This is a genomic window from Patulibacter sp. SYSU D01012 (genome assembly GCF_017916475.1).
Classification (GTDB): domain Bacteria; phylum Actinomycetota; class Thermoleophilia; order Solirubrobacterales; family Solirubrobacteraceae; genus Patulibacter.
Genome location: NZ_JAFMTB010000004.1, coordinates 107,958 through 119,553 on the forward strand (window position 1 = coordinate 107,958; position 11,596 = coordinate 119,553).

10 protein-coding genes are annotated in these 11,596 nt (G+C 74.6%); 5 read left to right on the forward strand and 5 right to left on the reverse strand.

Going from position 1 to position 11,596, the window contains the following annotated elements; translation table 11 throughout:
* Positions 1-88: 88 nt before the first annotated feature.
* Positions 89-1,324 carry an MFS transporter gene (locus J3P29_RS19075; protein ID WP_210495961.1) on the forward strand — a complete coding sequence of 412 codons (1,236 nt, stop codon included), beginning with the start codon at positions 89-91 and terminating at the stop codon, positions 1,322-1,324.
* Positions 1,325-1,327: 3 nt separating this feature from the next.
* On the opposite strand, the gene J3P29_RS19080 is transcribed toward J3P29_RS19075, so the two are convergent.
* The 5 genes from J3P29_RS19080 to J3P29_RS19100 form a co-directional block, all read right to left on the reverse strand.
* The gene (locus J3P29_RS19080) at positions 1,328-2,782 is read right to left on the reverse strand and encodes an AarF/ABC1/UbiB kinase family protein (protein WP_210495962.1); all 1,455 of its coding nucleotides are present in this window, start codon (positions 2,780-2,782) and stop codon (positions 1,328-1,330) included.
* Positions 2,783-2,873: 91 nt separating this feature from the next.
* Positions 2,874-3,128 (reverse strand): DUF2630 family protein, encoded by a 255-nt coding sequence (locus J3P29_RS19085; RefSeq protein WP_210495963.1) that lies wholly within the window; start codon positions 3,126-3,128, stop codon positions 2,874-2,876.
* A gap of 67 nt (positions 3,129-3,195) precedes the next feature.
* Positions 3,196-3,984 carry an MBL fold metallo-hydrolase gene (locus tag J3P29_RS19090; protein ID WP_210495964.1) on the reverse strand — a complete coding sequence of 263 codons (789 nt, stop codon included), beginning with the start codon at positions 3,982-3,984 and terminating at the stop codon, positions 3,196-3,198.
* A gap of 76 nt (positions 3,985-4,060) precedes the next feature.
* On the reverse strand, positions 4,061-6,094 hold the full coding sequence (locus tag J3P29_RS19095; RefSeq protein WP_210495966.1) for a M1 family metallopeptidase: 2,034 nt from the start codon (positions 6,092-6,094) through the stop codon (positions 4,061-4,063).
* Positions 6,095-6,273: 179 nt separating this feature from the next.
* Positions 6,274-8,298, reverse strand: a complete 2,025-nt coding sequence (locus J3P29_RS19100) for a M1 family metallopeptidase (RefSeq protein ID WP_210495967.1) — start codon at positions 8,296-8,298, stop codon at positions 6,274-6,276.
* A 262-nt stretch (positions 8,299-8,560) separates the two neighbouring features.
* On the opposite strand from J3P29_RS19100, the gene J3P29_RS19105 reads away from it, so the two are divergent.
* Genes J3P29_RS19105 through J3P29_RS19120 form a run of 4 tightly spaced genes read left to right on the forward strand, consistent with a single transcriptional unit; the run spans position 8,561 to position 11,546 of the window.
* On the forward strand, positions 8,561-8,938 hold the full coding sequence (locus J3P29_RS19105) for a VOC family protein (protein ID WP_210495968.1): 378 nt from the start codon (positions 8,561-8,563) through the stop codon (positions 8,936-8,938).
* On the forward strand, positions 8,938-10,527 hold the full coding sequence (locus tag J3P29_RS19110) for a Ppx/GppA phosphatase family protein (protein ID WP_210495969.1): 1,590 nt from the start codon (positions 8,938-8,940) through the stop codon (positions 10,525-10,527). Before J3P29_RS19105 ends, J3P29_RS19110 begins: the two co-directional genes overlap by 1 nt.
* Positions 10,528-10,548: 21 nt before the next feature.
* Complete coding sequence (locus J3P29_RS19115; protein ID WP_210495970.1) at positions 10,549-11,205, forward strand: NUDIX hydrolase; 657 nt, start codon at positions 10,549-10,551, stop codon at positions 11,203-11,205.
* A complete protein-coding gene (locus tag J3P29_RS19120) occupies positions 11,202-11,546 on the forward strand; it encodes a hypothetical protein (protein WP_210495971.1) in 345 nt (114 codons plus the stop codon). The genes J3P29_RS19115 and J3P29_RS19120 overlap by 4 nt, the downstream gene beginning before the upstream one ends.
* The last annotated feature ends 50 nt before the right edge of the window (positions 11,547-11,596 follow it).

Below are 11,596 nucleotides of genomic sequence, written 5' to 3' on the forward strand. Positions count from 1 at the left end.
GCGGGCCGGCGTCCGGCGCGGCGATCGCCCGCCGCTGGGTGACCGCACGCACGCCCAACTGATCCCGCCATCAGTTACCGTGGACGATGTGACCACGATCGCCGCCCCCGACGCTCGACGTCCACGTGCCGAGAGCCCTGCGGTCGCCGCCCTGCGCTCACCCGGCGTGGCGCGCCTGCTCCTGCTCTCGCTGCTCGCCCGCGCCCCCGTCGCGGTGCTCGGCCTGCTGTTCCTGCTGCGCGCCCGCGACCTGGGCGGCGGCTACGCGATCGCGGGCGCCGTCTCGGCGGCCGCCGGCGTCGGCATGGCGCTCGGCTCGCCGCTGCTCGGCCGCGCCGTCGACCGCCTGGGCGCCTCGCCCGTCCTGCTCGCGGCGATGGCCGTCTCGGGCTCGATGCTCGTCGTCGGCGGCCTGCTGCCCGACAGCGCCCCGGCGTGGGCGCTGCTGCCGCTCGCGCTGCTCGCCGGCGCGGGGCAGCCGCCCGTCGCGCCGTGTCTGCGGACGCTCTTCGGCCGGATCCTGCCGGACCCGCGGATCCGCCACGCCGCGCTGGCGGTCGAGGCGTCCGTGCAGGAGATCACCTTCATGGTCGGGCCGCTGCTGTTCATCAGCGTGCTGGCCGCGCACGACCCCTCGCTGGGCATGATCGCCGGCGCGGTGGCCCTGTCGGCGGCGACGACGGCGTTCGCCCGCTCGCCCGAGCCGCGCGCGATGCCGACGCGCACGGGTGCCGCGGCGCGGCACGACAGCCCGCTGCGCAACGCGTCGATCCGCACCCTGCTGGCGGCGACGAGCGGCCTGGGCATCATGTTCGGCGCCGCCGAGGTGGCCATCACCGGCGCGGCCGAGGAGTCCGGGTCCGGCGCGGCGCTCGGCCTGCTCCTGACGGCCTACTGCGTCGGCAGCCTGATCGCCGGCCTGCTGTCCGCGCACCACGGGCCGAGCGGCTCGCCCGTCCGGCGCCTGATCGTGCTGCTCGTCGCCGCGACGGTCGGGCACGCCGCGCTCGCCGCCGCGCCGAGCCTGTGGATCCTGGGCCTGCTGCTCGTCCTGGCCGGCGCCGCCATCGCTCCGCTGTTCGCCGTCATCTACGGGCTGTGCGGCCAGGTCGCCGCCGAGGGCACGGTGACGGAGGCGTACACGTGGCTCGGCAGCGGCATGTTCGCCGCCGGCGCGATCGGCTCGGCGATCTCGGGCGCGATCGTCGACGCCGCGTCGCCGCACGTCGCGTTCCTCGCCGCCGCCTCGTTCGTCGGCGTCGCGACCGTCGTCACCGCGCTGTCGGCGCGCTCGCTGCGGCGCGACGCCGCGGCGGCGGCGTAGCGGTCAGCGACCGCGCCGCGCCAGCCAGGCGGCCTCCTGGCGGCCCAGCTCGCTCGCGGGCGGGTCGCCCATGAGCCATTCGCGGACGATGCGGTGGTAGTTGAGCCGCGCGTCGAGCTGGGCGCAGACCGCGATCGCCATCCCCGCCAGGCGCAGGCTCATCATGTACTCGGCGGGCACGGTGGCCCGCCGGGTCTTCGCCCAGTAGGGCGAGCGCGGGTCGCCGACCTGGAAGATCATCCGCGCGACGTCCTCGGGCGCCAGGCGCGAGTCCTCGTCCTCGATCGCGAACCACACGAGCTGCTCGGCGAGCGCCAGCGCGTCGTCGGGCGTGAAGCCGGCGCTCGGCGGCACCCAGTCGATCGCCTCCATGTGCCGCAGGAGCGCCTCGCCGTCGCGGGCCATGCACAGGCGGATGGCCTGGGCCTGGTTCTCGACCATCTCGCGCGAGATCTGGTGGAACAGGCCGTAGTCCAGGAACGCGACGCGGCCGTCCGGCAGCAGGATCGAGTTGCCCGGGTGCGGGTCGGCGGAGAACTGCCCGTCGCGCCAGACGCCGCCGTAGTAGAAGCGGAAGACGATCTCGGCCAGGCGGTCGCGCTCCTCCTGGCTCTTCGTCGTCCAGGCGTCGAAGGGCTGGCCGTCGACGAACTCGGTCACGATGACCCGCCGGCCCGAGAGCTCGGTGGAGACGCCGGGCACCAGGACGAACGGGTGGTCGCGGTGCAGCCGGGCCATGCGGCGCTGGTTGCTCGCCTCGAGCTCGTAGTCAAGCTCCTCGATCGTGCGCTCGGTGATCTCGCGGCCGACGGACTGCACGTCCATGCCGGGCACGACCGTCTTCGCCAGCCGCAGGATCAGGCCCATGTTCTGCAGGTCCGCCCGGACGGCGGCGTCGATGCCGGGGTACTGGACCTTCACCGCCGCGACGTCCGTCCGCCAGCCGCGCGGCTTCTCGCGCAGCCGGGCGCGGTAGACCTGGCCGATCGACGCGGCGCCGATCGGCTCCTCCTCGACGTCCGCGAAGACCGCGGAGAGCGGCTGCCCCATGTCGGCCTCCATGACCTTGCGCATGTCGCGGAAGGCCACCGTCGGGGCCATGTCGCGCAGGCGCGCGAGCTTCGCCTGGAACTCGTCGCGGTGCTCCGGCGGGACCAGGCCGACGTCCATGAAGCTCAGCACCTGGCCGACCTTCATCGCCGCGCCCTTCATCGTCCCGAGCACGTCGACGATCTGCTCAGCCGTCTGGAACTGCTGGCGCGACATCCGCTCCGAGCGCTCGGCGTCGGTGCGGCCCAGGTTCGTCACCCGGGTGGCGCCCTCGCGCACCGCGGCGCCGGCGGCCAGCCGGCCGAGCGACGCGGCCCGGCGGTAGCGGCCGGTGGGCAGCGCGTCCCGCGCGTCCTCGTCCCCCGCGGCGGGCTCGGGACGGTCGGGGTTCCCGCGGCGGCGCGCCATGCCGGGATCGTACCCGCGGTCGCGCCCGTGCCCGCCGGGGTGGCGGATGGGCGCTCCGCGCGGGCGGGGGCGGGCGGCGCCCGCCGCCGCGTCACTGGTCGTAGCGCTCGACCGTCTCCGCCGACCGGACGTGCGCCTGGTCGGGGTCGCGCCCCGCCTCGCGGAGCGCGCGGCGCTGGCGCAGCAGGTCCCACAGCTGGTCCAGGCGCACCTGGATGCGCTCCAGCTCGGCCTGCTCGTCGTCGGTCAGCCCGCGGCCGCCGTCGGCGTGCTCGCGCAGCGCCTTCTCGCGCGCGACGAGCTCCTCGATGCGGTCCTCCTGCGGCTGGTCGGGATCCTGGGCCATGCGGTGCTCCTCGGTCGGGGGGGGTGTCGGCCGGCCGGTACCCGCTCGGGCGGTCCGGCCACGTGCCTCAGGGGCGGCGGACCTTCGACCCGGGCACCAGGTCGTCCGAGCCGTCCGGCCAGCGGATCCAGCACTTCGTGCCGCCGTCGTAGTCGGCGGCCTCGAGGACGAGGCGCACCTCGTGCTCCTCGGTCTCCCCCGCGTCGCCCGGCAGCGAGACGATCACCGGCTCGTCGCCCTCGGGGTCCAGGCCGCGCCAGACGCGGACGAACGGGTTGTGCTCGCGCTCGTGGCCGATCGTCGACGGGCGGTTGTGGCCCGAGACGACGATGGTGTCGTCGGGCAGCGCGAGCAGCGTGTCCATGATCGAGGCGCGCAGGTCCTCGAACGTCGTGTGGCCGGGCGCGCGGACGCCGGCGACCGACTCGCGGAAGAGGGTGTCGCCGGTGAAGACGTGTCCGTGGCCGACGAAGCTCAGCATCCCCTGCGTGTGGCCCGGGGTCGCGACGGCCTTCAGCTCCAGGTCGTCGCCGATGCGGATCGTCTCGCCGTCCTCGATGTTCTGCGTGAACCCGACGACGAACTCCTCGGCGAGCGGCTGCTCGAACGCGTGGATCATCACGTCGACCTTGCCGATGCGGTCGAGGATCTCCTCGAGCTCGGAGACGTGGTCGTAGTGGTGGTGCGTGACGAGGACGGCGGCGGGCGTCATGCCGTGCCGCGCGGCCGCCTCGGTCATCTTCTTCGCGTCCGCCCCCGCGTCGACGAAGGCGCAGGGGCCGCCGGGGAACCCCACGACGTAGGAGTTGCCCACGTACGCGGGGATCTCGATGCGTTCGACGACGAGCTCGGGCATCGCCCGATCCTCGCAGACGCCGCGGCGCGGGCCCGCCGCCTCGGAGCCCCCTCCGGGCGGCGGGCCCGCGCGTCGGTCAGGACGCCGGCACCGCGAAGGCGTCGAAGTTCTGCGGCGTGACCGACGGCTTGTTGCCCGGCTGCGCCGGGTCGCCGCTGTAGCTCGTGTAGAGCCACTGGCGGAAGAACTCGGTCCAGCGGGCGGCGCGGCCCGGGTCGGTCGCCTTGACCAGGGCGATGAACTGCTCCGTCGTGACGTTCCCGTACATGTGGTCGGTGAGCCACGTGTGCATCATCGCGCGGAAGCGGGCCTCGCCCAGGATGTCGTGGATCGCGAGCATCGTCGTGGCGCCGCGCCGGTACATCGCGGCGCTGTTGAAGATGTCGGCGGCCTCGCGCGGAGCGGCCGGGGGCAGGTTCCAGAACGTCTTCGAGGTGGAGTTCGTGTAGTAGGTGGCCCAGCGGCTGGCGAGCGAGGTCCCGCCGTCCATCCGGTTCGCCTGCCACAGCCACGAGGAGAACTCGGTCATGCCCTCGTTGAGCCAGATGTCCTTCCACTGGCTCAGGGTGACGCCGTCGCCGAAGTACATGTGGCCGTTCTCGTGCGCGACCGTGCTGATGCCGACGCCGGGGGAGCTCGGGTCCGTCGTCGTCGCGTAGATCGGGCGGCCCTGCGTCTCGAGCGAGTAGCCGACCGCCTGCAGCGGCACGACGCCGCCCGCCGAGGCGAACGGGTACTTCACGCCGTAGTAGTCGGCGTAGTAGTCGAGGATCGACGGGGTGGTGTTCAGCTTCGTCGTCAGCTGCGCCTTCGGCGACGACGTCGGGTCGCCGGCGACGAGCGGGTCGCTGCTGAAGTCGGAGTCGATCGCGGTGTAGAACGGGATCGGCGTGTTCAGGCTGCCCGCGGCGGGCTGCGTCATGACCGGCTGGGCGAGGTCCTTCGTGTTCAGGTCGTAGCGGCCGATGGCGAACGAGTACAGGTAGCTGGCGGTCGGGTCCGGGTCGTCCCAGACGTAGGTGGCGGTGTCCGCGCCCTGCTCCCGGCGGACGAACACGCCGGTGCCCAGGGCCTGGAAGTCCGCGGGGACGGTGATCCGGGTGCGGTACGTGGCCTTGTCGGTGGGGACGTCGTTGTTCGGGAACCAGCCCATCGAGCCGACCGGCTCGCTGACGACCACGGCGCCGCGGGCCGGGTCGGGCACGAAGCCCTCCTCGGACCCGTCGGGGTCGACGTACGCCTGCTGCACGCCCGCGTACGTGACGGCGACCGTGAAGGCGGTGCCGTTGCGGATGCCGTGCGCCGGGACCACGACGAGCTTGGAGTGCTCCGCGTCCTGCGCGAACGAGGCCTGCACCCCGTCGACGGTGACGCGCGAGACGTCGTTGATCGCGGTCAGGTCGAGCGACAGCTCGGACAGGTCCTGCGTGGCCTTCGCGGTCATCGTCGACGTGCCGCGCAGGAACTTCGTCCCCACGGTGTACGTCAGGTCCAGGTCGTAGTGCTGGGCGTCGTAGCCGCCGTTGCCGATGGTCGGGAAGAGCGTGTCGTGCAGGGTCCGCGCGCCCGGCGTGTAGCGCGTGGTGTCGACCGGGGCGCCCGGGGCGGGCTTCGGCGCCGGCGCCGGCGTGACCGGGACGGCCTTCGGCACGACGACGGTGCGGCGCGCCGCCTTGCGGGTGACGGCCGTGCCGTGGGCCGGCCGGGCGCGCGCGACGAGGGTGAAGCTGCGGCGTGCCGCGTCCGACACCGTGCCGCGCAGGACGGCGCGCACGCGGAAGCTGCGCGTGCGCCCGGGCGCGACGTTCTTGACGGCCGCAGCCCCGACGGCGTAGACGACGCGCGGGTGCGCGCCGGTGCGCAGCTCGACGGCGAGCCGGACGCGGCCGGTGCCGCGGCCGCCCGTGTTGCGGACCTTGCCGGTGACCGTGAACGCGTCGCCCGGCGTGAGCTGCGCGGGCGGCGCGCTGACGGCGGTGATGCGCAGGCGGGCCGGGGCGGGACGCGCCGACGCCCCGGCGGCGGCTGGCACGGACGCCAGCAGCGCCGCCGCGCCGACGCCGACGATCGCGGTGCGACGCCAGGGCCCGTGCGGGATGGAGGTGAGCATGGAGAACCTTCCGTTCGCCGCGCCGTCGCCGGATGGTCCCGCGACGCTCGCGGTGCCCACGATCCAACTCCTGCCCCGAGGCCGCCTGTGTGACCGGCGGATCGCAACGGCCGCCGCTCGACCAGATGTTGAGGGCGCCCGGGGCGCGCGGCGTCGGCGCGCCCCCGGACCGCCCGCGCTCAGGGCGTGGGCAGCGCGAACGTGTCGAAGTTGTCCTTCGACATCGACGGCTTGTTGCCGGGCTGCCGAGGATCGCCCGTGTAGCTCGTGTAGAGCCACTGCCGGAAGAACTCCGTCCAGCGGTCGGCGCGCGCCGGGTCGGTCTCCTTGACGAGCGCGATGAAGCGCTCCGTGGTGACGTTGCCGTACAGGTGCTCCGTCAGCCAGCGGTGCATCATCGCGCGGAAGACGTCCTCGCCCAGGATGTCGTGCACCTGGAGCATCGTCGTGGCGCCGCGGCTGTACATCGCGTTCGAGTTGAAGATGTCCGCGGCCGTCGGCGGGGCCGCCGGCGCGACGTTCCAGTACCGCGTCGACGTCGAGTTCGTGTAGTTCGCCGCGAAGCGGGCGGCCAGCGTGGTGCCCGCGTTGGCGTTCTGCGTCCAGAGCCAGGTCGAGAACTCCGTCATGCCCTCGTTGAGCCAGATGTCCTTCCACTGCGTGAGGGTGACGGCGTCGCCGAACCACATGTGGCCGTTCTCGTGCGCCACGGTGCTGATGCCCGCCCCGGCCGAGTCCGGGTTCGTCGTCGTCGCGTAGGTCGGCTTGCCCTGCGTCTCGAGCGAGTAGCCGACGGCCTGCAGCGGGAAGATGCCGCCGGCCGCGGTGAACGGGTAGCGCACCCCGTAGTAGTCCGCGTAGTAGTCGAGGATCGACGGGGTGCGGTCGAGCTTGCCCTGGATCGTCGTCTTCGACGCCGCCGAGAAGCCGCTGTCGATCGCGGTGTAGAAGGGCACCGGCGCGTTCAGGCCACCGGCGGCGGGGGCGGTCATGACCGGCTTCGTGACGTCCGCCGTGTTCAGGTCGAACGGCCCGATGGCCAGCGAGTACAGGTAGCTGGAGGTGGGGTCCTCGTCGTCCCACGTCCACGTCGTCGTGTCGCCCGCGGGCTCGTGGGCGCGCAGGACGCCCGTGCCGAGGACGGTGAACGCCGACGGCACGGCGATGCGCGTCGTGTACGTCGCCTTGTCGAACGGCACGTTGTTGTTCGGGAACCAGCCCATCGATCCGACGGGCTCGCTCACCACGATGGCGCCGCGCTCGGGGTCGGGGACCCAGCCCTCCTCGGACCCGTCCGGGTCGACGAAGGGCCGCTGGATGCCGCTGTAGGTCACGGCGACGCGGAACGTGGCGTCCTTGCGGATGCCCGTTGGCGGCGTGACGACGAGCTTGTCCTGGTCGGCGTCCTGGGCGAACGACGCGTCGCGGCCGTCGACCGTCACCCGCGCGACCTCGTTCCACTCCGTCAGGTCGAGCGAGAACTCCGACAGGTCCTGGGTGGCCGTCGCCGTCATCGTGCTCGTGCCGCGCAGGTACTTCGCGCCGACCTCGTACTTCAGGTCCAGGTCGTAGTGCTGCGCGTCGTAGCCGCCGTTGCCGATCGTCGGGAACAGCGCGTCGCCGAGGGTGCGGGCGCCGGGACGGAACGTGTCGGGCGGGAGAGCGTCGTTGCCGAGCGGCAGCGGCGCGGCCGGCGGCGCGGCCGGCGCGGGAGCGGCCGGCGCCCCGGGGCGTGGCGCGGGCGTCACGACGGCGCGGCGGCCGGCCTTGCGGCACGCCAGGCGGCCGGCGGTGCGCGACGTGGCGGCGCACGCCTCGAGGACGAAGCTGCGGCGCTGGGCGTCGGAGAGCGTCCGGTTCAGGCGCGCCTTCACGCGGAAGCTGCGCGTGCGTCCGGCGCCGACCTTCGCGATCGTCGTGCCGCCGACGGCGTAGGTCACCCGCGGGTGCGCGCCGGCGCGCAGCTGCAGCGCCACGAGCGCCCGCGAGGCGCGCCCGCCGGAGTTGCGGACCTTGCCCGTGATCGTGAACGCGTCGCCGGGCTGCAGGCTCGCCGGCGGAGCGCTGAGGGACGTGATCGTCAGACGAGCGGGCTTCGCCTTCGGGGCGGCGGCGGCGCCGGCCGGGACCGCGGCGAGGACGGCGGCGGCGCCGGCGCCCGTGACCAGGGCACGGCGTGAGCGCCGTGGGTGGTTCGACTGCATGGAGACCTTCCGATTGGTGGGTCGCGTCGCCCGCCGGACCACCCGGCGCGCCGCTGCGACCCCGGCATCTTCCCGGGCCCGTGGGCGTCCTGGGTGCGCCGACGGGCGCAAGCGCGTCGAGGAGGATGCGCCAGCCGTCGAGCGCCGCCCGCACGGCGGTCCGGGGACGCGACGGCGCGGACGCCGCACGCGGCCGCGGCGGGACCGCCCACGGACGCCGGGCGGACGGGGCGGCGGCGGGTGGTGGGTAGCCTCCCCTCCCATGTCTCGCCTCCTGCACACGTGCTACCGCATCGGCGACATCGACCGGTCCGTCGCGTTCTACGGCGCCCTCGGCTTCGAGGAGCTGCGCCGCGTGCCGATCCGCGAGGAGGCGATCAACGTGTTCCTGGGCCTCCCCGGCGACGGGCCCCGCCTGGAGCTGACGCACAACTTCGGCGTCGACTCCTACGACCTGGGCACGGGCTACAACCACATCGCGATCTCGGTGCCCGACATCCACGCCGCGCTCGAGCGGCTGGCGGCGCAGGGCATCACGCCCGAGAAGCCGCCGTACCGGGTGCGCGAGGGCGGCTCGCTGCTCTGCTTCGTCCGCGACCCGGACGGCTACCGCATCGAGCTCATCGAGTCCGACGACTGATGTCGGTCCCGCCCCGCGACCTCGGCACCCGCCGGGCCGTCGTCGACCTCGGGTCGAACACGTTCCGGATGGTCGTCTTCGCGGTCGACCCGTCGCGGGAGCGGCCGGGCCTGCCGGGCGGCGCATGGCGGCAGACGGCCGAGCTGTACGAGCCCGTCCGCATCGGCGCCGAGCTGGGGCCCGCCGGCGAGCTGCAGCCGCGCGCGCTCGAGCGGGCGTTCACGGCGATCGAGCTGTTCGACCACTTCTGCCGCGCGCACGACCTGCCGACGGAGCGGATCGACGCCGTCGCGACGAGCGCGATCCGCGAGGCGCCCAACCAGGACGTCTTCCTGGACGAGGCGCGGCGCCGCACCCGCCTGGGGCCGCGCGTGCTGCCGCGCGAGGAGGAGGCGCACTACGGGCACCTGGCGGCCGTGAACTCGTCGACGCTCGCCGACGGCGGCGTCCTGGACATCGGCGGCGGCTCGCTCCAGCTCGTGCGCACGCGCGACCGCCGCGCGCGCGACGCCCGCTCGTGGACGCTCGGCGCCGTCCGCACCACCGAGGCGTTCCTGCCCGGCGACGCCCCCGCGACGAAGGCGCAGATCAAGGCGCTGCGCAAGCACGTCGAGGGCGAGCTGGCCGACGCGCCGTGGGTCGCGGAGCTGGGCGACCGCCTCGTCGGCGTCGGCGGCGCGGTGCGCAACCTCGCCACCGCGATCCAGCACCGCCACGGCAGCACCGACCTGGGCGTGCAGGGCGTGCGGATCCGCCGCTCGGCGCTCGAGGAGCTGATCGACGACCTCGCCGCGATGACCCCGAGGGAGCGCGGCGGCGTCGACGGCATCAAGCCCTCGCGCGGCGACGTCATCCTGGGCGCCGCGGTGACGATCGACTCCGTGCTGCGCGCGACCGGCCTGCACCAGATCGAGGCCACCGAGTTCGGGCTGCGCGAGGGCGTGTTCCTCGAACGGCAGCTCGCCGGCGTGGCGGCCGACACCGGGCTGGCCGCCTACCCGGACGTGCGCGACGGCGCGGTCCGCAACCTGGCCGCCCGCTACGACGACGATCCCGCGCACACCGCGCACGTCGAGCTGCTGGCGCTGGCGCTCTTCGACGGGCTGGCCGCCGTCGGCGTGCACGGCGGGGACCCGGTCGAGCGGCAGCTCGTCTCCGCCGCCGCGGCGCTGCACGACATCGGGATGGCCGTCGGCTACGACGACCACCACAAGCACGGCCGCTACCTCGTCGTCACGAACGGCCTGCCGGGGTTCTCGCCCGGCGAGGCCGCGCTCGTCGGCCAGGCGATCCGCTACCACCGCAAGGGCACCCCGACCATGGGCCCGTTCCGCGCGCTCGCCGGCCCGCACGACGAGGAGCGCCTGCTGCGCGTGGCGGCCGTCCTGCGGCTGGCCGAGGGCATGGACCGCGGACACGACGGCGCGGTGCGCGCGGTCGAGGTGCGCCGCGACGGCGACCGCGTGAGCGTCCACATGACGTGCGGGGCCGACGGCGCGCCGGTGGCCCGGTGGGCCGCCGAGGGGCAGGCGGGACTCGTGCGCCGCGCGTTCGGCGTCGAGCTGACCGTCACCGAGACCGCGAGCTGAGCGGCCCGTAGAATCGGGGCGATGCCGCCGACCCCGCAGCTCCTCGCCCGCGGCCCCTGGGCGCCCGACGAGGTGCTGTTCACGTGGTCGGAGGAGCCCTTCGAGGCGGCGTCGGCCGCGACGGAGGCCGCGGACGCCGCGATCGACGCCCTGCGCGCCCGCGACTCGCCCAGCCACGACGGCGTCGCGACCCGCCTGGTCGCGCACCGCACGGACGAGGCGGGGCGCCTGCACCTGACGCTGCAGCCCGTCCGCTGGGCGCTGCGGCTGCTGCCCGAGGGCGCCGCCCGCTCCATGACCGGGCAGTGCGTCGTGCGCGACCAGGAGGGCCGCTGGCTCGCCGGGCGGCGTGCGTCGTGGGTCGCCACCTGGGCGGGCCGCTGGACCCTGGGCGCCGGCGGGGCGGTCGACCCGGGCGAGTCGCCGATGCGGACGCTGGAGCGCGAGCTGCAGGAGGAGTGGAGCGTGGCCCCGGCGCGGCTGCGCGGCGACCTGCTGCTGCTCCTGCCGAACGACATGGTCATGTTCGTCGGGGTCGCCTGGCTGCCGGCGGGCGCCGAGGTGACCCCCGACCACGAGCACGACGCGTACGAGTGGTGGCCGGCGTCGATCGACGCGTGGCCCGACCACGCCGACGAGGGCCTGCGGCGGATGGCGCGCGAGGTCGAGGCCCGGTGAGCACGCTCGGCCGGATCCCCGAGCGCCGCGGCGACGGCCGCTTCGTGCCGTCGTTCGGCCTGATGAAGTGGCTGTCGTTCACCCACTCGGCCATCTACCTGGGGCTCCTGTACTGCTGGATCAGCGGCAGCGCCCCGGGGCTGAAGACGGCCCTGGGCTGGGGCCACGGCTGGGGCTGGATCGTCATGTGCGTCCTGACGATCGCCGCGCTGCGCGGCCGCGTCATCCCGCTCTGGCTCGCCGCCTGCGTCGCCGTCGTCGGCGCCGTCGGGCCGTTCGTCGGCTCGGCCGGCTTCCTCGTCGAGCAGCGCCGCCGTCGGCGCGCCGGCACGCCCGTCTGACCGCGTCGGCCGCGGGCCGCCCGACCTGAGCGCCGGGGACGGGTGTCGGA

Bases quoted from the DNA above. Each gene is read 5' to 3' on its own strand.
- J3P29_RS19115 (WP_210495970.1), top strand. From the start codon at position 10,549: ATGCCGCCGACCCCGCAGCTCCTCGCCCGCGGCCCCTGGGCGCCCGAC.
- J3P29_RS19100 (WP_210495967.1), bottom strand. From the start codon at position 8,298: ATGCAGTCGAACCACCCACGGCGCTCACGCCGTGCCCTGGTCACGGGC.
- J3P29_RS19090 (WP_210495964.1), bottom strand. From the start codon at position 3,984: ATGCCCGAGCTCGTCGTCGAACGCATCGAGATCCCCGCGTACGTGGGC.
- J3P29_RS19085 (WP_210495963.1), bottom strand. From the start codon at position 3,128: ATGGCCCAGGATCCCGACCAGCCGCAGGAGGACCGCATCGAGGAGCTC.
- J3P29_RS19105 (WP_210495968.1), top strand. From the start codon at position 8,561: ATGTCTCGCCTCCTGCACACGTGCTACCGCATCGGCGACATCGACCGG.
- J3P29_RS19110 (WP_210495969.1), top strand. From the start codon at position 8,938: ATGTCGGTCCCGCCCCGCGACCTCGGCACCCGCCGGGCCGTCGTCGAC.
- J3P29_RS19080 (WP_210495962.1), bottom strand. From the start codon at position 2,782: ATGGCGCGCCGCCGCGGGAACCCCGACCGTCCCGAGCCCGCCGCGGGG.
- J3P29_RS19095 (WP_210495966.1), bottom strand. From the start codon at position 6,094: ATGCTCACCTCCATCCCGCACGGGCCCTGGCGTCGCACCGCGATCGTC.